Origin of the sequence: Fibrella musci, from assembly GCF_041321105.1 — a bacterium.
In the GTDB taxonomy this organism is placed as follows: Bacteria; Bacteroidota; Bacteroidia; order Cytophagales; family Spirosomataceae; genus Fibrella; species Fibrella musci.
In genome coordinates this window covers 153,274-174,895 of record NZ_JBGGWD010000010.1, presented here as the reverse complement: position 1 = coordinate 174,895, position 21,622 = coordinate 153,274, and the positions used below count along the sequence as shown (strand labels likewise).

13 protein-coding genes and 1 tRNA gene are annotated in these 21,622 nt (G+C 54.6%); 5 read left to right on the top strand and 9 right to left on the bottom strand.

The window, feature by feature from the left end; translation table 11 throughout:
- Positions 1-42 precede the first annotated feature (42 nt).
- The 3 genes from yihA (at position 43) to purQ (ending at position 1,987) form a co-directional block, all read left to right on the top strand.
- Complete coding sequence (yihA, locus tag ACAW74_RS27335; protein ID WP_370701445.1) at positions 43-660, top strand: ribosome biogenesis GTP-binding protein YihA/YsxC; 618 nt, start codon at positions 43-45, stop codon at positions 658-660.
- A gap of 87 nt (positions 661-747) precedes the next feature.
- Complete coding sequence (locus ACAW74_RS27330) at positions 748-1,239, top strand: DUF5606 family protein (protein ID WP_370701444.1); 492 nt, start codon at positions 748-750, stop codon at positions 1,237-1,239.
- Between the two features lie 43 nt (positions 1,240-1,282).
- A complete protein-coding gene (gene purQ / locus ACAW74_RS27325; protein ID WP_370701443.1) occupies positions 1,283-1,987 on the top strand; it encodes a phosphoribosylformylglycinamidine synthase subunit PurQ in 705 nt (234 codons plus the stop codon).
- A 59-nt stretch (positions 1,988-2,046) separates the two neighbouring features.
- Here purQ and ACAW74_RS27320 read toward each other — a convergent pair whose 3' ends face one another.
- From ACAW74_RS27320 to abc-f, 3 genes are all read right to left on the bottom strand, one after another.
- Positions 2,047-3,351: an Hsp70 family protein gene (locus ACAW74_RS27320; protein ID WP_370701442.1), complete on the bottom strand. Its 1,305-nt coding sequence runs from the start codon at positions 3,349-3,351 to the stop codon at positions 2,047-2,049.
- 139 nt (positions 3,352-3,490) lie between these two features.
- On the bottom strand, positions 3,491-4,855 hold the full coding sequence (locus ACAW74_RS27315) for a type IX secretion system plug protein (protein ID WP_370701441.1): 1,365 nt from the start codon (positions 4,853-4,855) through the stop codon (positions 3,491-3,493).
- Positions 4,856-4,979: 124 nt separating this feature from the next.
- On the bottom strand, positions 4,980-6,929 hold the full coding sequence (gene abc-f / locus ACAW74_RS27310) for a ribosomal protection-like ABC-F family protein (protein WP_370701440.1): 1,950 nt from the start codon (positions 6,927-6,929) through the stop codon (positions 4,980-4,982).
- 82 nt (positions 6,930-7,011) lie between these two features.
- On the opposite strand from abc-f, the gene ACAW74_RS27305 reads away from it, so the two are divergent.
- Positions 7,012-7,084, top strand: a tRNA-Thr gene (locus ACAW74_RS27305).
- 473 nt (positions 7,085-7,557) lie between these two features.
- Here the strand turns inward: ACAW74_RS27305 and ACAW74_RS27300 are convergent.
- The 3 genes from ACAW74_RS27300 to ACAW74_RS27290 form a co-directional block, all read right to left on the bottom strand.
- Positions 7,558-7,851: a putative quinol monooxygenase gene (locus tag ACAW74_RS27300; RefSeq protein ID WP_370701439.1), complete on the bottom strand. Its 294-nt coding sequence runs from the start codon at positions 7,849-7,851 to the stop codon at positions 7,558-7,560.
- A gap of 115 nt (positions 7,852-7,966) precedes the next feature.
- A complete protein-coding gene (locus ACAW74_RS27295) occupies positions 7,967-10,624 on the bottom strand; it encodes an excinuclease ABC subunit UvrA (RefSeq protein WP_370701438.1) in 2,658 nt (885 codons plus the stop codon).
- 612 nt (positions 10,625-11,236) lie between these two features.
- Complete coding sequence (locus ACAW74_RS27290; RefSeq protein WP_370701437.1) at positions 11,237-12,511, bottom strand: flavin-containing monooxygenase; 1,275 nt, start codon at positions 12,509-12,511, stop codon at positions 11,237-11,239.
- 541 nt (positions 12,512-13,052) lie between these two features.
- On the opposite strand from ACAW74_RS27290, the gene ACAW74_RS27285 reads away from it, so the two are divergent.
- Positions 13,053-14,273 (top strand): hypothetical protein, encoded by a 1,221-nt coding sequence (locus ACAW74_RS27285; protein WP_370701436.1) that lies wholly within the window; start codon positions 13,053-13,055, stop codon positions 14,271-14,273.
- Positions 14,274-14,949: 676 nt separating this feature from the next.
- Here the strand turns inward: ACAW74_RS27285 and ACAW74_RS27280 are convergent.
- From ACAW74_RS27280 to ACAW74_RS27270, 3 genes are all read right to left on the bottom strand, one after another.
- Complete coding sequence (locus ACAW74_RS27280; RefSeq protein WP_370701480.1) at positions 14,950-15,315, bottom strand: response regulator; 366 nt, start codon at positions 15,313-15,315, stop codon at positions 14,950-14,952.
- A 103-nt stretch (positions 15,316-15,418) separates the two neighbouring features.
- Positions 15,419-19,402 (bottom strand): CheR family methyltransferase, encoded by a 3,984-nt coding sequence (locus ACAW74_RS27275; protein WP_370701435.1) that lies wholly within the window; start codon positions 19,400-19,402, stop codon positions 15,419-15,421.
- Positions 19,395-20,504 carry a chemotaxis protein CheB gene (locus ACAW74_RS27270; RefSeq protein WP_370701434.1) on the bottom strand — a complete coding sequence of 370 codons (1,110 nt, stop codon included), beginning with the start codon at positions 20,502-20,504 and terminating at the stop codon, positions 19,395-19,397. The genes ACAW74_RS27275 and ACAW74_RS27270 overlap by 8 nt, the downstream gene beginning before the upstream one ends.
- Positions 20,505-21,622: the final 1,118 nt, after the last annotated feature.

The following is a 21,622-nucleotide window of genomic DNA, read 5'->3' as shown; positions in this document are numbered from 1 at the left end:
TAGAGCAGCCGTTGTTGCAGCCCGGCGCGTTATCTTTGTACCATGAAAATCCATCAGGCTGAGTTCGTTATCAGCAACTCCGATCCCGCCAAGTGCCCCAAACCCGACCGTCCCGAATACGCCTTTATCGGCCGGTCGAATGTCGGCAAATCGTCGTTGATCAACCGGTTGGTGCAGCGCGATCTTGCCAAAACGTCGGGAAAGCCGGGCAAAACCCAGCTGATCAACCACTTTAGCATCAACAGCGGCAAACTGACGCCCAAAGGAGAAACGGCTTGGTATCTGGTCGATTTGCCGGGTTATGGCTACGCCAAAGTGCCCAAAAACGTGCGCGATCAGTTTGCTGGCATGATTTCGACGTACCTGACCGGGCGCGAAAGCCTGCGTTGCATTTTCGTGCTGATCGACATGCGCATTCCGCCGCAACAGATCGACCTGGATTTCATTACCCGCCTTGGCGAAGAGCGCCTGCCCTTTGTGCTGGTATTCACCAAAGCCGAAAAATTGAAATCAGGCGCCCGATCAACGGCTCTCGAAATCTACCACGCCGCCGTCGCCCAGATCTTCGATACGTTCCCCACCTATTTTATCACCTCGGCTACCACGGGCGAAGGCCGCGAGGAGATCCTCGCCTATCTGGACGACATGAACAAAGAATAACGTCCAAGACCCAAGCTCCTAAAAAGTCGTTCGTGCTGATCTACAGTTCCCCAATGCCAACTCAGCGTCGTATCTTTGCCCTTACATATGGAAGCATTAAAAACAATTGCCAATATCTCGGGCTATCCAGGCCTATATCGTATTCTTAAGCCGGGCCGGTCTGGCGTTATCGTCGAAACCATCGACGCGAAGAAGGCCAAGACCATGATGGGGCCACAAGCCCGCGTATCGGTGCTGAACGACATCTCGATGTACGTTGACCGCCCCGACGCCCCCCAGAATGAACAGTCGGTGCCGCTCAGCGACATTCTGATGAGCGTAGCCGATACCTTTGGCGACACGCTGCCCGTAACGGCCAAAGCCGACGGATCAGAGCTCGCCGATTTCATGGCGCAGGTGCTGCCCGACTACGACCGGGAACGCGTTCGCGACACCGATATCCGCAAGCTGATCAGCTGGTACACCATCCTGCGCCAGTACGCGCCGGAGACGTTCGAGAAAACGGACGAAACGCCCGCTATCGAAGCCGAAGCCACTAACGAATCAACGGCAGCCGAAGAAGACAAAGCGGCTGAATAGCCTGCGGCCTTTTTTCGTTGCTCTACAACCTGTCTAGTATCTTATGAAAATTGGCGTAGTCGTTTTCCCCGGCTCCAACTGCGACCAGGATGCAGTGGATGCGTTTGAACTCCTTGCCTCGCCGCTCAGCGGCCAGGAGGTGGTTAAGCTGTGGCACAAAGACCACGACCTGCAAGGTTGCGACCTGATTATCCTGCCCGGTGGGTTCTCCTACGGCGACTACCTCCGCACGGGGGCCGTGGCGCGTTTCTCGCCAATCATGAATGAGGTGATTGCCCACGCCAACCGGGGTGGTTACCTGATGGGTATCTGTAATGGGTTCCAGATTCTGGCCGAAGCGCAACTGGTGCCCGGCGTGCTACTGCGCAACACCAGCCAACAGTACATCTGCAAGAACGTGCATCTGAAGCCCGAGTCGAAAAGCGCCCTGCTGACGGCCGGTCTCGATGCCAGTAAAGCCTACAAAATTCCCATCGCCCACGGAGATGGTCGCTATTTTGCTGATGCCGACACGCTGGCCCGCATTCAGGACAACGATCAGGTGCTGTTCCGGTACTGCGATGCGCAGGGCAACGTGACCGACGAAGCCAATTGCAACGGTAGTCTGCTGAACATCGCCGGAGTTTGTAATGCCCAACGCAATGTCTTTGGCATGATGCCCCACCCCGAGCGCGCTGCTGACCCCGCCCTCGGCAACACCGACGGCCGCTACATTCTGGAACAACTCGTTTCAGCCGTGTTGGCGTAAAGGGGGTTCAACGTACAAGGTCCAATGGCCAACGTGGGCTGACGCGCATTCTGTTTGCGTCAGCCCACGTTGGCCATTGGACCTTGTACGTTGAACCCAGAAAACTTAGCCCGGCTATCGTAAGCGAGGCCGAGGCCAACGCTGGATAGCTTATCCTGATCGGCGAGGGCGGCGTTGGGAAACAGGCGCTTGAACGTGTCCTGAATGGAACGTACCTCCGTGGAGCCACCCGTCAGAATCACCAGCTCGATGGCATCGCGGCTTACACCCGCCTCGCGCAGGCATTGCCGGGCCGATTCGGCAATCTGCGCCACTTCCTCCTGAATAGCTTCATCGAACAACGCCCGCGTGACCGGTACCGAAAAACCGGGCTCAATAAAGTCGAGCGCTGCGCCGTGAACAGCCGCATCCGTAAGGGCAATTTTGGTCGATTCGGTCGCCGCCAGCAGCGCGTGGCCCGTTTCGTCTTCCAACACCGTCAGGAGCCGCCTAAAGCGCGTTTTGTCGTGCGACTGATGGAGCAGCTGACGTACCTGCATAAGCTGTTTCGGCGTATACAGAAAGTTGACCTTGCTCCACTCCGCCAGATCGTGATAGGGCTTCAGCGGTACCTCCAGTCCTTTTTCGCCGTAGGTGCTCCGGTAGCCCAGTTCGGGCATGATCGCCGCCAGGCTCAGGTCTTTATCGAAATCGTTTCCGCCGATACGTACCCCCGTGTTGGCCAGAATATCCGATGACCGATCAGGCTTGTTGATGAATCGGTTCGACAACCGAATCACCGTAAAATCGGACGTACCGCCGCCAAGATCGACCACGATCGCCAGCTTTTCGCCCGTCAGCCGGGCTTCGTGGGCAAAGGCCGCCGCGATGGGTTCAAACTGAAAATCGATTTGCGTAAAACCGATCCGCTGAGCAATGGCTCTCAGTTCGGTCTGTGCCTGTGCATCAGCGTCCGGGTTGTTATCAACGAAGTGAACGGGGCGCCCCATCACCACGCAACTGATTTCCTGCCCGACCTGCGCTTCGGCTTTGTTTTTCAATTGCTTCAAAAACCCGGCGATGATGGTGCTGAAATTCATGGACGCGCCATTGACAAGCGTGCCCTGCTTCATCAGCGACGTACCCAGCACGCGCTTCAGACTGCGCATAAACCGCCCCGCCCCGTCGGGCGAATGCCGGTCCAGAAAGCGGCTCACCGCCACCCGGCCGTAAACCGCCTTGTTGTCGCGCTGCTGAAAAAAGATGGCACTCGGCATCGTCACCGATCCATTTTCCACCGGAATCAGGCTGATTGTTCCGCCGTTGTCGACGGCAATACTTGAGTTTGACGTCCCAAAATCAATTCCACAAGAAATAGTGCCCATTACCCTTCGTTGCCAGTTTTGTGACACCGCACCTGCCTTGTTTAACAGACACGATTTCGCCGAAAAAGGGGGCAAAGGTACGGCTAAATCAACCTCGATCGGTTGTTGACCTCAAGATACAAGCACCAAGCAGGCTTGTCTATCGCCGAGCCCCGTACTGAACCTGGGTGTACCCAATCAACTGATCGGCGCGGGCACCGGGCGGGCGGTGGTACACAAACACCTCGTAAGCGTTTTCGGTTTGCGAGAAATCACCCTCGATGAGCGTCTCGTTGCCATCACGTACAATGCCCGATCGTGTAACAGGCGGCGCAATGCCCATCACCGAATAATTGTAGTTGTAAACGCCCTGTTTGAGCCAGATCCGGCCCCGATAGCCGCCCAGCGCCGGGTCGTATGTCAGCTGGTTTCGGTCATTCAGCGCCCAGAAGTTGAACGCCCCGTTGGCATAGACCGTGGCGTTGGGCAATTCGTCGACCAGCAGCGTAAAGACCGTTTCGATGTAGTCGGCACTGGTCGCGCCGTCGCCTGTTTCGCGGTGGTCGATTACAAACAGACCGTTGAAATCATCAAACTGAGTATAAGCCACTGTGCTGCGCGGCCGGTCGGTTTGCACATAAGCCACGGTTTTATCGGCCAACCGGTTGATTCGCTCCACGAAATTGGCTCGTGACAGCACCGTGCGCGTGTCGAAATAGCGGTATTCGTTCCCACCGGGAAAGGTGTTGCGCAGGTCGATGGCGCGGTACTCAAGCGTTTGGTCGAAGGCTCGTACGTTAGTCGGGCGCAGGTCGGTCACGGTGCGGTCGTCGCGGTAGTTTTGCCGGACAATCACCCGAAAATCGTCTTGAGGTGACGTCACCTGGCTCTGGTAGGCGCTGTACTGGATAGAGAAATCAATCTGCTGATCGCTGAACTGCTGACTCACGTCGGTGCTGAACCGAACGCCCGCGGCCACGCCTACCCGTTGGCTGTAGAGCCGAAACCGGCGGGTAAACAGCACCTCGTCGGGCCGATTTTCGTTGAACACCACCAACACGTAATTGCCGGGCAGCTTCAGCCGGGGCAGCGTGTAGCGGTAGTGGTAATAGGGCACCTTCGTGCCGATCGAGATCTGGTAATCGACAATCGGGTTGTCGTTATACTGGTACGTAAACTCGATGTCGTTCAGCACCGAGCGTTTCCAGTCGGTATTGCAGTGCAGGATTTTTGCCCGGAAGTTGCGGTACGTAGCTGTCAGGTCGTCGAATTCCAGTTGCATCGGGGCCGCCTCCTGATCGTCGAGCTTGCCGATGGGTACGTTCAGGCTTTGCGCGGGTAGTCCTCCCTGCGCCGCGCCCAGCGCACTACCCACCTGCGGGTACAGCAGCACCGTGGCAATTTTAGAGTCGTAGATGCGGTCTTCGGTAGCGATATGCGCCTGCGCAACCCCTTTTCCAGCGAAACCACAGCCGACAAACAGCGCGACGAAAACGGCCCAGCGGGTATAACGTGATGTTGTCATGAACTACCCACGAAGGGCGTTTTTAAAGGAAAACGCAAAAAGCTCAACCGGCCATATCGAAACAGTTGAGCCAACGCAAAGAAGACCGACCTAGCGGCCGGTCTTCCGATATCGTGATGGATCGTTAGGCTTTCAGCTTTCCTTCCAGTTCTTCGGCTTCGAGCATCGCCTCTTCCCACTGCTGTTGCAACGTACCCAGCTCACCCGAAATCCGCTGGTAATCGGCCTGCCGGGTCTGTAAAGCCCCGTTGGAGCCATAGGTTTTGGGGTCAGCCAGTTCGGTTTCGAGTTGCTTTTTCTTCGCCTCAAGCTGGCCAATCTTCGCTTCGGCTTCTTCGGCTTGCTGATTGGCTTTCTTCAGTGCCTGCTGCCACTCCTTGCGCTGGCTGTCAGACCCTTGTTTGGGTACGCTGTTGGCCGAGGGCTGCACGGCGGCGGGCCGGGGCGGGGCGGCTGCGGCCGCCAGTTCTTCGGGTGATCGGTTGGCCATCCATTCTTCGTATTCATCATACGTACCTGGATACTCCTTGATCTGCTCGTTTTCGATGTACCAGATTTTGTTGGCAATCTGCGACACGAAATACCGATCGTGGGAAACCACCACGTACGTACCTTCATATTGCTCCAGCGCCTGAATCAGGATATTCACCGACTGCATATCCAGGTGGTTGGTCGGTTCGTCGAGCAGCAGGAAGTTGGCCTGCGAGAGCAGTACCTTCGCCAGCGCCACCCGTGATTTCTCACCCCCCGACAACACCTTGATCTTTTTGAATACCTCGTCGTTGGAGAACAGGAAGCAGCCCAGTACGCCTCGGAGTTCGCCCTCGGTCTTGTTGGGGTTGGCGTGTTTCAGTTCATCCAGCAGCGTATCCTCAACACTCAACGACTCCAACTGGTGCTGGGCATAGAAACTAAACGAGACGTTGTGGCCTAACTGCCGACGGCCTTCCGTGACGGGTTCTGAACCCGAAATGATCCGCAGCAGGGTCGATTTACCTTTCCCGTTGGCCCCAATCAGCGCCACTTTGTCGCCCCGTTCGAGCCGAATGTCGGCCCGCGTCAGGATGCGCTTGTGACCGTAGGCTTTCGTGATGTCGTCGAGGTGCAGAATGTGCCGGCCTGGCTGGGTCGAAAACTGGAATTTGAAGTTTACCCGCGCCGATTCGTCGATCACGTCGTCGATGCGCTCCATGCGGGCAAGTTGTTTCACCCGGCTTTGGGCCTGCTTGGCTTTGGTCGCCTGCGCCTTAAACCGCTCGATGAAGCGTTCGGTCTGGCGAATTTTGGCCTGCTGGTTTTCAAAAGCCCCTTTCTGAATCTCGTTGCGCAACGCCTTCTCTTCCAAATAGAACGAGTAGTTACCGGCGTAGTAGATTAGCTTGGCGTTGGCTACTTCCACCGTCACATCGATCACGTTATCCAGGAATTCCCGGTCGTGCGACACCACCATTACGGCTCCTTCGTAGGTCTGAATGTACTTCTCGACCCATTTGATCGAGGGTAAGTCAAGGTGGTTGGTCGGTTCATCGAGCATCAGCAGCGACGGGCGTTGCAACAGCAGCTTCGCCAGCATTACGCGCATCCGCCAGCCCCCCGAAAACGTGCGGAGGGGGCGTTGCAGGTCATCGGTGCTGAAACCCAGCCCTTCCAGAATCTCCTCGGCTTTCGACTGTACCGAATACCCATCGAGCCCTTCAAATTCCTCCTGCGCCCGGCCCAGCTTATCCACCAGATCGTCGGTGTAATTAGTCTCCATCTGATGAAGGATCTCGTCGATCTGTTTCTGAAGGGCCAGCTGCCGGGCAAAAGCCTGCATCGCCACCGACAGAATCGAGTCGTCGGTCTGGTAGGAAAGCAGATCCTGGTTCAGAAAGCCGATAGTGACGTCGCCCGCTTTCGAGATAGTGCCGCCATCAGGCTGGTATTCGCCGTCGATGATGCGCAGCAGCGTCGATTTGCCCGTACCATTCAGCCCGATCAGGCCAATTTTCTGGTTCGGTTTGATGTGCAGCGACGCATTCTCGTAGAGGGCACGACTGCCGAGGTAGTACGATAAGTTCGTAATGGAAATCATAGGGCAAATTTACCGAATTCGCGGCAGGATGCTTGCGCTTGACGTTACGAAAACACTATATTTGCAGCCGCTTATCGTAAAAGCCTCCTTAGCTCAGCTGGTAGAGCGACGCATTCGTAATGCGTAGGTCGCAGGTTCGAATCCCGTAGGAGGCTCATAGCCCGGTCAACATGGTCGGGCTTTTTTATGCCTCACTGGCAAGGCTGGGTACGTTGCTGTATCAGCGAGTAGTAACTTCAGTGCTCGTCCCATGTCGCTCCTTCTAGGGATGGTTTTCGGCTTCTTTAGTGCACAACTCCAAAGCAGGAGGTGACTCATCCGTCAAAGCTGGTGCTGATCGTCGTAGCGGGCATGAACTACGCTGCGAGGATAGAAAGCCCGGGAAAGGACGTGCTGACCTCATCCGAGCAGTATGCTAAGGCCAACCTCCCCCGCCTATTGAGGGAGCAAACAAGAACATGATGGTTGCTCTCCTTGTGCGTGCTCGTTTGCTCGAAGAGGTCGCGGTTCGAGTATTTCAAAGGGAGGGTATTTTGAGGATACAATAAATGTCGCATGATTAGTAACCGGGTAGCGACTTTCGTACTGGGCTTGCCAAAACACGAAAGTCGCTACCCGGTTATAACAGTTACTTGACGGCAAGTAATTCAAGCTGTTCGATCACAGGGGGCGCACTCAGTAGCGCATCAGCATTGGACAGCAACGCCTTGGCAATCTCTCCGTTCAGATGGGCTTGCCGGTCATCTTCAGTGGCAAATGTGTCGAAAATACCAAAGGTATTCTCATTGATCTTGAAGGCATACCAACGAAGGGTGCCCTCTTCCTGTTGGGCCAACGCCAACGCTTCTTTCAGAAAGTTCTCGACAGTAGCTTCCTGGCCAGGTTTTGCCTGAACACGAGCCAGTAATGACAGTTTTTCCATGATATATGAGTTTAAAAGTTTGTAATACGTGATGGTTAGCAAGCGTACGACTCTGGTCCTACTTTTTGCCATTCATTCGAAACCTGTGATAGGGCCAATAGACTTATTACGTTGATTAAGGGGGACTTAGCTCGGGCTTTAGCATGTTCGCCAGGAATGGGGCCGTGCGGCTTGCCTGATACGCGGCAATCTGGGCGGGTGGGCCTGCCGCAACGATCGTGCCGCCCTGATTTCCCGCTCCGGGTCCCACATCGATGACCCAATCACACTGGGCGACCGTACGCATATCATGCTCGACGACGATAACGGTGTTGCCCGCATCAACCAGGCGGTTCAGCTGAACCAGAAGACGGTCGACATCCCGAGGATGCAGGCCGGTGGTCGGCTCGTCCAACACGTAGAGAGTGGTGCCCCGTTGGGTACGTTGCAGTTCGGTGGAGAGCTTGATGCGCTGGGCCTCCCCGCCGGAAAGCTCGGTCGCGCTTTGCCCCAGCTTGAGATAACCCAGGCCAATAGCCCGCAGCGTGTCCAGAGACCGCAGCACCAACGCTTCCTGAGCAAAAAACAGGCAGGCTTCGTCGACCGTCATGCCCAGCACATCCGCAATGGATTTGCCGTTCCAGGTAATCTCCAGCGTCTTTTCGTTATAGCGTGTGCCATGACAGGTCGGACAGGGGGCATACACGCTCGGCATGAACAGCAGCTCGATGCTGACCTGGCCTTCTCCTTCACAGGTGGGGCACCGCCCTTTGGCGACGTTGAAGGAAAAACGGCCGGCATCGAAGTGTCTTTTACGGGCCTCCGGCGTGGCGGCAAAGAGTTTTCGAACCTGATCAAAAAGTCCGGTATAGGTAGCCAGGTTGGAGCGTGGCGTTCGTCCGATTGGCTTTTGATCCACCTCAATTAGTCGCTGGATGGCCTCGACATCGCCCTCCAGCTGACCGATAGTTTTTTCGGCGGGGGTATTTTCCAGCGTATCTTCTTCGGCCTCTTCCCGTCTCACACCCAGGTGCGCTGCCACCAGATCCAGCAGCGACTGGCTCACCAGGCTGGATTTACCCGACCCCGAGACACCGGTCACTGCAGTAAAGCAACCCAGCGGAAAGGAAACAGTCACCCCCTGTAGGTTATTTCGTCGGACTCCTTTCAGGCGTAGCCAGCCTTTAGGAGGACGGTTGGGGGACGGGAGCCGGGGTGCTTCCTCAAACAGATAGGGCTTGGTGCGGGACTCGCTGACCCCCCTAAGACCTTGTGGCTCTCCACTGTAAAGAATGCACCCGCCCGCGCTGCCCGCTTCAGGGCCAACATCAACCAGCCAGTCAGCACGACGCATCAACTCAACGTCGTGTTCGACCACAAAAAGTGAGTTCCCCGATGCTTTGAGCCTGTCCAGAGCGTCGAAGAGCGCGTGGCCATCGGCCGGATGCAGCCCAGCCGTCGGCTCATCCAGCACATAGATGACCCCAAAGAGCTGGGAAGAGAGTTGAGTAGCAAGCCGCAGCCGCTGCAACTCACCGGATGAGCAGGTAGGCGTACTGCGGTCAAGCGACAGATAACCAAGTCCCAGCTCGATGAGCGTGGTCAGGCGAGCCAGCAGATCACCGCACAGTCGCTCAGCAGCGATCTGCTTTTCTGGCGAGAGATCATCCGTACGGCGCACATCAGGGGCGCCCTTGTGTGCTGAGCCACCGGCCTGTACGCGCCGATCCAGCGCGGCTTTGGCCGCCTGGCGACTTACCAGCGACGTTGACGGATTCCTGTCGGCGGCAAACTCGCCATTCGCGGCCGGCCTGATAATGTCTGCCAGTTGTTCCAGGGAGAGATGCGAGAGATCGGCGATGTCGTAGCCAGCGAAGGTAACCGAAAGGGCCTCGGGCTTTAAGCGCTTGCCGTGGCATACCGGGCAGGGGCTACTAATCATAAACTGCAACACGCGTTTGCGCATGGCGGCACTTTCTGTATTGGCAAGCGTGTGCTCCAGGTTTCGCTTGGCGCTGCTGAAGGTTCCCTGATAGCTCGGTTCCATCTTCAGTCGCTGAGCCTGACGCGTTTCGGCGGGTGTAAGGCCTGCATAGACGGGAACCGTCGGCTGCTCGTCCGTAAAAAGAATCCACTGTCGGTCCTTTTGGGGGAGGTCTTTCCAGGGTATGTCGATGTTATAGCCCAAGGAGACTAAAATATCGCGCAGGTTCTGACCGCCCCAGGCCGTGGGCCAGGCCGCAATGGCCCGCTGGCGGATGGTCAGCGACGGATCGGGAACCATCGACTCTTCGGTCATGGTATGCACGCGGCCCATGCCCTGGCAGCAGGAACAAGCCCCTTGGGGGGTGTTGAAAGAAAAATCCTCGGCATACAGCATCGTCTGGCGGGGGGGGTATGTACCCACGCGTGAGTAGAGCATACGCACCAGGCTCGAGAGTGTTGTCAGACTACCCACCGTCGAGCGAGCATTGGGCGTGCCGCGTTGCTGCTGGAGGGCGACGGCGGGTGGCAGGCCATCAATAGCATCGACATCCGGCACGCCGACCTGATCGATCAGCCGTCTGGTATAGGGGGAAACCGATTCCAGATACCGTCGCTGTGCTTCGGCATAGAGGGTGCCGAAAGCCAGGGACGACTTGCCCGAGCCGGAGACACCGCTGAAAACCACCAGCTGATTGCGTGGTATGGAGACGTCGATATTTTTGAGGTTGTGCTCTCGCGCTCCCCGCACGCGGACAAATCCGGATGCTGCTTTGTCGTCCCGGTCGTTGGCGTTTGTTCGTCGAGCCATGCTAAAAGGGATAACGAGTTTGATTGGTCTTTTGGTAACCTGCCTTAGAAAGCTCTAGTGGACCCCAGTTTATTTTCAATTGAAGTCAGAAATGTGTGCTGGGCACAACGTTAACAGACTCACTGACACAAGAAGAAAAGAGGACCATTTAGCCAACAAGTTCATGGACACTCTTTCTCTTAGGCCCGGATCGGCCTCACAAGCGGTTCGCCAATTGGCTAGTAGGGCCTAGCGCCGGGTGGCCAGAAAGGAAGCGAGTTGGCCTAGCGGAATCGACTCGGAATGGGCAGAGGCTATCATGATTGAAAAAGCAAGATCTCTACACCCGGCAGGAGCGGTTCGGCTGGAGGAAGTGATCCCAACTAGGCAACCAGACGAAAGGAACAGATACGTAAAGCCGTATTTCGTTCGGTTGTAGTAACTCGCGTTTAAGCTTATTGTTCAAGAAGAGCGTTTTTACGAGACGTAGATTTTACTTTTTGTCTAATCCAGTACGTAGCCTACGCCTAAAGGCATACCACTATGGGTCATGAGGATTCGATGCTGGATCAGCGAGTAGGGAACGGCCTTATTTCCTGAAGGGCAACCATGGAATTCATTGGGACGTTTTGTTTACGTACTGCCCAAAAAGCTGCTTTTTACAATGTGATCAACAATAAACTCTGCATCTTCACTGATTCCCAGGATTATCGCCGATTTCCGTTTCCTTAACCAGGGGAGCCCGATAAAATAAAGGCCTTTCACTTCGCCAACCCCGTTTCGATGCCGTGGCAACTGCTCTTCATTGAGCACGGGCAGTTTCAGGTAGCTGAAGTCACCGCTAAACCCGGTCGTCCAGATGATTGAGGTAATAGCTTCCTCCACTAGATTCAGGCTAGTCCGATCAGAGGCGCAGGAGGCATCTTCATCTGGCACATCATCCGGATCAACCTCGGCAAGCGGAGCAAATACCTTGTTTTTTTGAATGTACTCGTCGATGCGTTGTTTTATACGCCGGGAAAATTCGTCCGCATACCTGACGTTCGAAGCGGTAGTGGGCTGAAAAAAAAGAGTAGTGGCTTCGGCTCTGTACGCTCGGCCCAGTAGGACGGCTCCACTTCGGGCTAGGGACTGTAAACTCGTGGTTTTCCCCCGCGCCCCTGCCCCCGACACCTGCGGGTTTTTTACAGTTAACAAGGCTGGGTCAGTTACCTCGTCAGTACGCGTTTCATAAAACTCAAGCTCAACCAGCCAGTCAAAAATATCTTTGCCCCGGTATCGTCTTGGAAGCCGGCCAACCCGGGCTGTCGAGAGAAAAACCTTCCGGCCTGAACGCAGCAAATCCTGGGCGATCTGAGTGCCGGATTGGGCACTCCCGACCACCAGCACATTTCCGTCAGGAAGTTGATGGGCATTTTTGTAGTCACTGGCGTGCAGTTGCACTACCGATTTGGCCAGGTGATTGGCGAAGTCTGGCACACGAATTCTATTTTGCCCACCCGAAGCAATAACCAGTTGTCGGCTGAAATAGGTTGTCTCCTTACCCACTTCCGAGACGGTAACCCGAAAAATAGCCCGTTCCTGTTCTGTGTGCACGGACAATACCGTAGCGAATTCATTGACCGGCAAATTTTCCTGTTGTACGTAGGCCTCCAGTGCCAAGGCAAATTCAGTTGCCCCGCTAAAGGCATCGGGGTCCTCAAAATAGGGAGCCTGTTGGGGCAGCAGATTTAGGTTGTTGGCCGAGTTCATCTTGAACGAATCCCACCGCTGGGAGCGCCAGGTTTCCCCGATCTGTCCCTGCTCAAAGACCAGATGGCTTACACCTTGTTTGGTCAGATAATAACTGACGCAGATGCCGGCATGTCCCGCGCCGACAACAATGACCTCCAGTACCGGCTTGTTCATAGACAAATCTAGTTAACGTTACCAGGACTGGCTAGTAGAGAGTCATCCCTGTAGGGCAAGTAGCCCCATTTATTGAGATGATGGCCTACAAAATTATACAACTGAAAGCTGAGCTTCACCTTGTCGCAAATAGCCATCTCACGAATCAACGTCTCAGAATAAGCGAGTTGCCTGAGTACGTGAGGCTAAGCATGGCCTTTTTTACGACGTAGTTAGATCGAAAGCATATGCTCTTGTGCGATGCAATGGCTGGCCCTGTCGGGTTCGGCCATCAACCAGGCTATTCGTGCTAGCCTGATACTTCACATACGTGTTTCTTCATTTCATAACCACTGTTTCGTCGTTGGTGACCAAGACGTTGTGCAACAGGATTCTATTCTCGTAGTTGGCTGCCAAGTCAACCTTATATAAACCGTGCTTTCCCTCACCGGATGGGGGAAATACCCCCTTGTACAATCCTGGGACTGGGTCAATATTGGCAACGCCCTAAGGGGTACCGTAATACCCTATCTAGTCCATTTTATTCATTCGCTGTCATGCCATGAAACACCTCTTTACACTCCTGATCTTGATGCAATCGATCACCCCAAAGCTCAAGGGGCAGTCGATTGCCTACCACCGACACCGTGATGCCGCCTATTCGGTTACGAACCTAACCGCCTGGCCCCTGGACTCATCCGCAGCCCAATTACTGGCGCTGAACACACCTGCTACCAATACGCGCTCCGCTAACGCCTTTCGCTCAACGACAACTCCGATCATGCCCGCTGGTAGGAGTTCCATTAGTCGCTTGACTCGTTCGCCTAAACGCGCTTACCAACTCGAAGATGCTGTTGAGCCGGATTCGATCAAAGAGAAATACTTTTTCTTCGGCAATATTGGGGGCAATATCGATTTCATCAATCGGCGGCTTGGCATAGGATCCGTGTATACAGACGTTCAGTTCAGGCCGGCCATCCGGATCACCGATGCTCTTGACATTCGGTTTCCGATACGGATCTACTACAACAACGGCGTAGGTCCGCAGCAGGTCGACACCAGCCGGGCAACGCCCCAGAATTTTATTACCGTCGATACGGTCACCCTGGCGCAATCCAACAAAATTCGCTACTGGAACCAGCGCCCCCTGCTCACCTACAAAACCGAGAACCGAAACATTGGCCTCAACATCCCCGTCAACATAGCCTACACGATACCCAGCGATCCCCGATGGCGGTTACTCTTCGGGCTGAATTTTGACTTCGCCTGGGTAACCAACCGGCGGTTTGACTTTAGCTACATTGCGAATCCCCTTGACAGCACAGCCTTTGTCGTCAATTCGGTTCGAGACGTACCGGCGCCTCCATCGGTGACTTTAGCTAGCGGGGTGGTGCGTTCAACGCCGCTGTTCTATGGCACGACACCCCAACGACCAACTGTGCCATTTGGTCGGGAGACGACCTATTCCCAGATCTATACCGGGGTACAGATTGGAGCCGAATACAGCAGCCGAAAATATGAGTTCATCTTGAAATACAGTTATGGGGGTACGACCGTCTACATTGAACGGGGCTCTACTTCTCCGGGTGGCGCTAACCACATCATCCAGATGGGCTTTCTTGAAAAGACGGTGGGCATTCAGTTTTTTGGGGAAGTCCGAATTGCCAACGTCCAGACTGATGAACGAACGCTACTCAAAACGGTATCGATGCCTCCCTACATGTACCTGAGTCTATCGAAAACGGTACTCTTATCGAAGCTGAAAGAGCTATTCTTCCCGTGATGAAAACCCCGCCTCTCCAGGATGCTTACGCCCACTTGCTGCTTATCGGGCAAAATACCCCATGTAGTTCCAAGTTAACCTAGGTGGGGCGATGGTTTACCCAAACGCACAGGGAACAGACACCTAAGTAGGCTCCGGTATAGTTAATCCACTGGCGTCCCAAAGTGGCCGGTCAAACTTGATTGCAACTCATAGCCCGGCCAGACGGCCGGGCTTTTCATGTCCCTGAGGCAAGAAGGACGACTGACCTCATCCGAGCAGTATGCTAAGGCTAACCTCCCCCGCCTATTGAGGGAGCAAACAAGAACATGATGGTTGCCCTCCTTGGGCTTGCTCATCTGCTCGAAGAAGTCACAGAAAGGTAGCCCCTTGCACCGGCCACGCCCCGGCGTAATGTACAGAGAACTAAAATTCTCATCATTGATGATAATCCAGATCAGTGCGATCTAATCTGAACTGTGCTGCAGGAGGGTATGCCGGAGGTGGATTTGCTGATCGCTTCGACTGAGTAAGTGGCTTTCTCAGGTGGGTGGCAGCGCTCATATGCCGGCTTATTATATCCTGACATTTAACCCGATCAGCGTCCGTGAGCACTTTCTCTAACAAACTGGTTGCCGTGTCGATAATGCCCGGGTACTGTGCAGATCATGGGTTGTCAACGGAGTCGCGATAAGGGTTAGAACGCAGGACGGGATTTCGGCGGAACGATCGACGCCAGCAACTGAACCAATTCCTCTACCTCGACAGGCTTGACCAAGTGCTCATCGAAACCAGCTTCTCGACTCAGCCGTTTGTCGTCGGCCTGCCCGTAGCCGGTTAGGGCGATCAGGATCAGGCTGCGGCCCCAGTCGTGCTGCCGGATCAGCCGGGCCGTTTCATAGCCATTCAGGCCAGGCATTCCGATGTCGAGCAGCATAACCTCTGGCTTCCCCTGCTCGGCAGCCGCTATCGCCTGCTCACCGCTGTAGCATACCTCAACAGTATAGCCGCTTAATTCAAGTAGCATGGCGAACGAATCGGCTGCGTCCCGATTATCATCCACAACCAGTATACGAGGTTTAGTTGTGACTACATCAGCAGGAACCGGTTGGCTATCCGTGTGCTCGTCGATGTCGGCCAGAACGGGGAGGTAAACCACGAACTCACTACCTTGTCCCAGTCCGGGACTTCGGGCTTCCACCCGCCCCCCCGTGCAGTTCAACCAGTCGTTTCACTAAGGTCAGGCCCAGGCCCAACCCGCCCTGTGAACGGGCGGGTGAATTATCAACCTGAGCAAATAGGTCAAAAATACGCTCTAACTGGTCACTCGCCAGACCGATACCGTTATCGCTAATCCGCAGGCGGGCCATCATTCCCTCACTCTGATTTACCGAGTCTGACCGGGCCCAAACGTGACCGCCTTCGGGGGTATACCGGGCGCCGTTGGTCAGCAGATTGGTGATAACCTGCGTTAGTCGGGTGGCATCGCCTTGTACGTAGATTGGCTCATTCGATGCAGAAACCGATAAGTCGATCCGGCGCTGCTCAAAAAGCGGCTGCACGACCGCTGAGGCCTCCCGCAGCAGCTTGTTCAGATCAAGCGGTTCCAGCCGTAAGGTAATCTTCCCTCGGTTAATCCGGCTCACATCCAGTAAGTCGTCGACCAGGCGAACCAAATGCTCTACCTGGCGATTCATCATGGCGATGGCCGCGCTCATGGTTTTGTTCTGGCCGACGCTTAAGCCCAGCGTTTGCAGGGTGTTGCGGACGGGGGCCAGCGGATTGCGCAGTTCGTGAGCCAGCATAGCCAAAAACTCGTCTTTCCGTTGATCCGACTCGCGCAGGGTTTCTTCGGCCCGTTTGCGCTTATCAATATCAAACATCACGCCGCTCATGTGGACGGCGTTACCGTCGCTTGCCTCTACCACGCGGCCGTAACCGCTCATCCACCGCTGCGAGCCGTCGTCCAGCACGGCGCAGAACTCCGCATCAAACACCCCCTGACTGTCAATGGCCTCCTGCAACTGGCGAGCAATCCGTTCCCGGTCATTGGGATGCACGTGAGCAAAGTAAACGCTCGGGCTGACGGGATTAGGCTGAGGTTCCATGCCAAACAGCCGGAAGTGCTGCTCGTTCCAGACGACCTCGTCGGTTGCCAGATTCCAGTCCCAGGTGCCCATCCGAGCGGCTTCGAGGGTGAGCCGGAACCGTTTTTCTGACTCGCGCAGGGCTTCCTCGGCGGCCTTGCGCTGGGTGATATCGCGGGCTACACTCGACACGCCGATGACCTGCCCCTGCAGATCTTTCACCGGTGAGAGTACGACTTCCAGCGCCAACTTCTGCCCGTCTTTCGTAATCCGAACGGTTTCGTGCGTTTCAACCCGATGCGACTGTTTTATTTTCTCAGCCAGATTCAGGACCTCAATCAAGTCTTGGGGCAGCGTCAGCATCCCGAGCGACTGCCCAATGGCTTCGGCGGCTGAATAGCCATACAGGGTTTCGGACGCTTTGTTCCAACTGGTGATAACACCCTCAAAATTGAGAGTAATGACCGAATCCTGGGATGATTCGATGATGGAAGCCAGGAAATAGTTGGCTTCTTCAGCGGCCTTGCGCAGAGTGATGTCCACGAAGGTCAGCACAATACCATTGATGCGGTCGTCGGTCGTTCGGTAAGGTAGTACACGCATCATGTACACGCGCCTGTCGGCGGTTCTTACTTCCCGCTCCAGGGGCTGAAGTGTCGCCAGCACCTGTTCCATATCTGCCTGCAGATGGGTATAGGCTAATCGGTTGGTAATGTCGGTCAGTGGCCGCCCGAAATCGGTGGGAATCAGATTGAAAATGTCCCGCGTGGCCGGCGTAAATAAATTTACCCGTAAACTGCGGTCCAGAAACAGGGTAGCCATGTCGGTCGAGTTGATCAGGTTCTGCAGGTTATCACTCACCAGTGAAATCTCTTCCACCTTTACTTTCAGTTCCTGGTTAACCGTCGTCAACTCTTCGTTAATAGACTGAAGCTCCTCCTTACTGGTTTCTAACTCTTCGGCCGACGAACGCAGTTCTTCGTTGATGGCCTGTAGTTCTTCATTGGTCGCTTTCAGTTCTTCGGCCTGCAGTTCGTGGTGTTCGTTGGCCGACCGTAACTGCGCTTTAGCCCGAATCAATTCTTCCTCCAGGTGATGAGCAACGGGTTCAACGGAAGTTAGCACCCGGTCTGGCTCAACACCCTCCCCGGGGGTAGGCTCAAAAAGGACCAGCATAAACCCGCGTGCTGAATCGCCCTCGCCAATAACCGGACGCACATGGAGGGTCAGCGTCTGAATTTGATCATCCAGCCGAAGTTTAAGTTGCCGTACCGCTACATTCGTTTGCTGCTGGCTGGCCTGATAGAACGCCGTGCGCAGTTCCAGCCGCAATTCGGGCCGGATGAGTTTCAGCAGATTCTTAGACGGTTCGCCCCCGCCAATCTGAAGGTAGCGCCCCGCCCGCTCCGATATATGCAGTATATCGTATTCGTCATTCACAACAATCGATGGGGGTGCATACTGTTCCAGTAACCGCTGGTGCAACTCTCCGTAACTCAGCCGTACGTTTGAGCGCTCGTCTACCCTGGGGGCCGGTTCGGGTACGGATTCCCGCTGGGAGGCCAGCAACGCATTCGATTCGGGAACAGGAAAAGAGCGTGTCGGTACGGAGCGGCTTTGAAACAGGTGTTGTTCCCGATTCACCGGAGCAAACAGATCGCTGTTACCATCGGTAGTTTCGGCCATCCCCAGCAACAGGTAACCGCCGGGATTCAGAGCGAAGTGGATAGTTTCCAGCACGCGCTGCTGCGCGGTCTGATTCAGGTAGATGAGCAGGTTGCGGCAACTCACCAGATTCAGCCGGGAAAAAGGCGGGTCTTTAAGAACATTGTGGTGAGCAAACAGGACCATTTCCCGAATCTCCCGGCGGATTCGATACTGCTCACCTTCGGGGGTGAAAAAGCGACGCAGACGCTCGGGTGATACGTCGGCGGCATCGTTGATGGTGTAAAGCCCTTCGCGGGCGATGGCAATGGCGGCCTGATCAATGTCGGTGGCGAAAATCTGCACGCGAGGTGCGTCCAGAACATCCATTGTGCGTTCGGCGCACAGCATAGCCAGCGAGTAGGCTTCTTCACCCGTTGCACAGCCGGCCACCCAGATACGCAGGGTATTATCCTCTCTTTTTTCGTGGGTCAGCAGCGGAATCACCTGCTGCTCTAAGGTAGTAAAAACGAGCCTGTCGCGAAAAAAGTTAGTGACCGAGATCAGCAGATCGTTAAGCAGCGATTGGGCTTCTTCGGGGTGCTCCCGCAGAAAGGATACATATTCGGGTAGACCTGGCAGGTTACGTACGTTGATCCGGCGCTCCAGGCGACGCAGCAGCGTGGGACGCTTGTAATTGGAAAAATCATGGCCAGTGCGCTGGCGTAGTAGTGCAAACACGTCGCGCAGGGCCTGCTGCTGGTTTTCTACATCCGGCCGCGGCTCTAAACTAATGACGACAGTATCCCGATTCTGGTTGTAGGCCAGCAGCCTGGCCGGAATCTGGGCCACGGGCAGAATGTCATCCACTAACCCCGTGGCAATGGCATGGCGCGGCATTTCATTAAAGGCAGCCTCGCGGGGACTCTGCACAAAAGCCGCCCCACCTTCTTCCTTGATCCGCTTGAGGCCCATGGAACCGTTGGCGCCCGTTCCCGACAGGATCACCGCTACGGCCTGAGAGCCTTGGGACTCGGCCAGGGTGCGGAAGAAAATATCCACTGGTGCCCGCCGGTCTTCGATACGCGCATTCGGTAAGACGAGAATGTCTCCATCGGCCATTTGCAGGTGTTTATCGGGCGGTACCACATACACATGATTGGCCACAACGGTTACCCGTTCCTCCACCTTGATGACCGGAATGCTGGTCGCGCTTTGCAGGATTTGGGTGAGCTGGCTATCATAATCAGGAGAGAGGTGAAGAATAACGACGTAGGCCAGACCAGAGTCAATGGTAACAAACTCAAAAAACTGGGTCAGCGCTTCAACGCCCCCCGCTGAGCAGCCGATACCAACGATTAGAGACTGACCCGGAGCCATCTTGTCGGTTTTCTTCAAAGCGGTCTTTTTCTTACTCACTGGATTCTGGCGGGCCGGTTATAGGTGGTATACTGGACGTATGTAGTTCCTGAAGTCGTTCCCTGTCGGCTGTATCGGTTTTGGGTTGAGGAAAAATTTCAAGACTCAAGGGCTCCTGCGCGCGAATGGCCTGCCGAATGAGTTCTCCGCGCTGGAGAGCCTCCTGGGCTTTCTGAAAATAAAGACCGGCCTGCTTGGGTTGATTTGCTTCGGCCAGTTGATCGCCCAGCCGGTTGAGTAGAATAACACTTTCGTCTACTCCCCGAATGGCTCCGTAAAGGCTATCCTCGATTTGCTCCGTGATGGCCGCCAGCAGCGTATCAGCCGAGTAGGCATGACCGGTATGGCAGCGAAAGCGGGCCAGCGGGCCTTCTTTAATTTGCGTCAGCACACCATGACACTCCGGGCACGCATAATGACTGGGTTGACCGCACTCGGATAGGTTCAATCCCAACGCCGTCTCGTCGGCTGCAATGCGAATCTCTGTTTTTATTCTTTTATTCTCTTCCACAGAAATCAGTGGCAATTCCGGAACATCCTCTCCGGCTAACTGGACCAATTGCGTCGCCAATTGGGCTACGGGAAGAATAAAATCGATGGTTACCTGGCGGATAGCATTCTCGGGCATGGCGGATACCAGGGCCTCCTGGGGGTCCTGTACCAGGGCCAGACCACCATAGTGCTTAATGGCCCAAAGGCCCGCCGTTCCGTCGTCGAGCGCCCCGGATAAAAGTACGCCCATCACCCGGTTTCTGTAGGTATAGGCGGCTGAACGAAACAGCGGATCAATAGCGGGCCGGAAGCGGTTTTCCTTAGGCCCGTGGGTGACGCGGATGTGGCTGTTTTCGATCAGTAGATGATGATCGGGTGGCGCTACGTAAATGCGGCCCATCTGAACGGGCTCGCTGTCGTAAGCATGGGCAATGGGAATGGTGGTAAACCGGCTCAATAGCTGGGGTAATACGCCACGAACGGTGGGAGCCATGTGCCAGACGATAAAAATGGCTGCGTCCAGATCTGGGGGTAAGCCGCCCATAAGCTGTTGGAAGGCCTCAATACCACCGGCCGATGCACCTACCACAATAATGTTTCGTTTCTTCATCCGATGCGCGTAGGTTGGCAACCCGGCCAATGTAACCGATCAAAGTGTTTTTTCGCTCAAGAATATATTGAAAGCGTAGTTGAAAAATTGCCCTCGGCGAATAGTGAAGGGGGCTTCCACCAAGTTAATCCGCACTTCGGCTTATTTGGACAGCAAGCCAATTAATCGAAAAAATTGAGTCATCAAAGAACTACTGTTACGTCGGCTGTCTATCAGTTGTATACCTATGAACCGTCAAGTTGAGTACTGACGGGCATCATAATTTTCCGCGGACCGGCAAACCTGCTTTTACGCTCGCTTCTGAGTTTGTAAAGGTTTTGCCTGGTCTTACTATTCCGGACTGAACAGTTGCTTTTCGCCAATCCTTCCGATCTGTTCCATCCGTTCATGGACTATCCGTATAACGGTAGCACAAAGTACCACTATATCTACAGTATAGTCTTAATAAGTGTAACTGACATAATAAGGTTATGAATCTCCTGCCCCATCGCACCCAAATCAGTCCCGACAAAAGGTCACCTAGCAATTAACAACATTGGTAATTAAGGCAATCACTGCTCTTTGTCATTCATCCGCTCGTGGCCCAGCCATTTATGTGATAAGCACCTTTCCGCCAATTACCTGAAAATAATTCTTTAACTATCTGAATACCAATACAATTGTAAGTCCAGTAGGAGGCTCGTAGCCCGGTCAATATGGCCGGGCCTCTCTATGCCTCATCGGCATGGCTGGGTACGTTGTCCGTTGTGATTTATGTGGTTTATAGAAGAGTTGACAGATACATGCTATAGATACGTACTAACCGGAATGTACCATGCCTCTTATGGTCGTTTGCTTATTAAGCTATTGTTTATCAATATATTAGTAAGGATGAGTTTCTTGAGTTTGTGTAAGATTGCGTTACTATTGATAAGCAACGGACAATAGATATATATCAAACTTATTACACGATAGCGTGTTTTATGTTTTATTTGTGTCATAGTATGCGCTATACATCAACTTCCGGTATGTCTGTATCTGTCTGAGCCCTTGCCCGCAGGCAGCCTGACAGTGCTGGTCACCTTGACAGAGATGCCCCGTGGTAAAGACAATCTGCGCGTACACTAACAACAAGTACT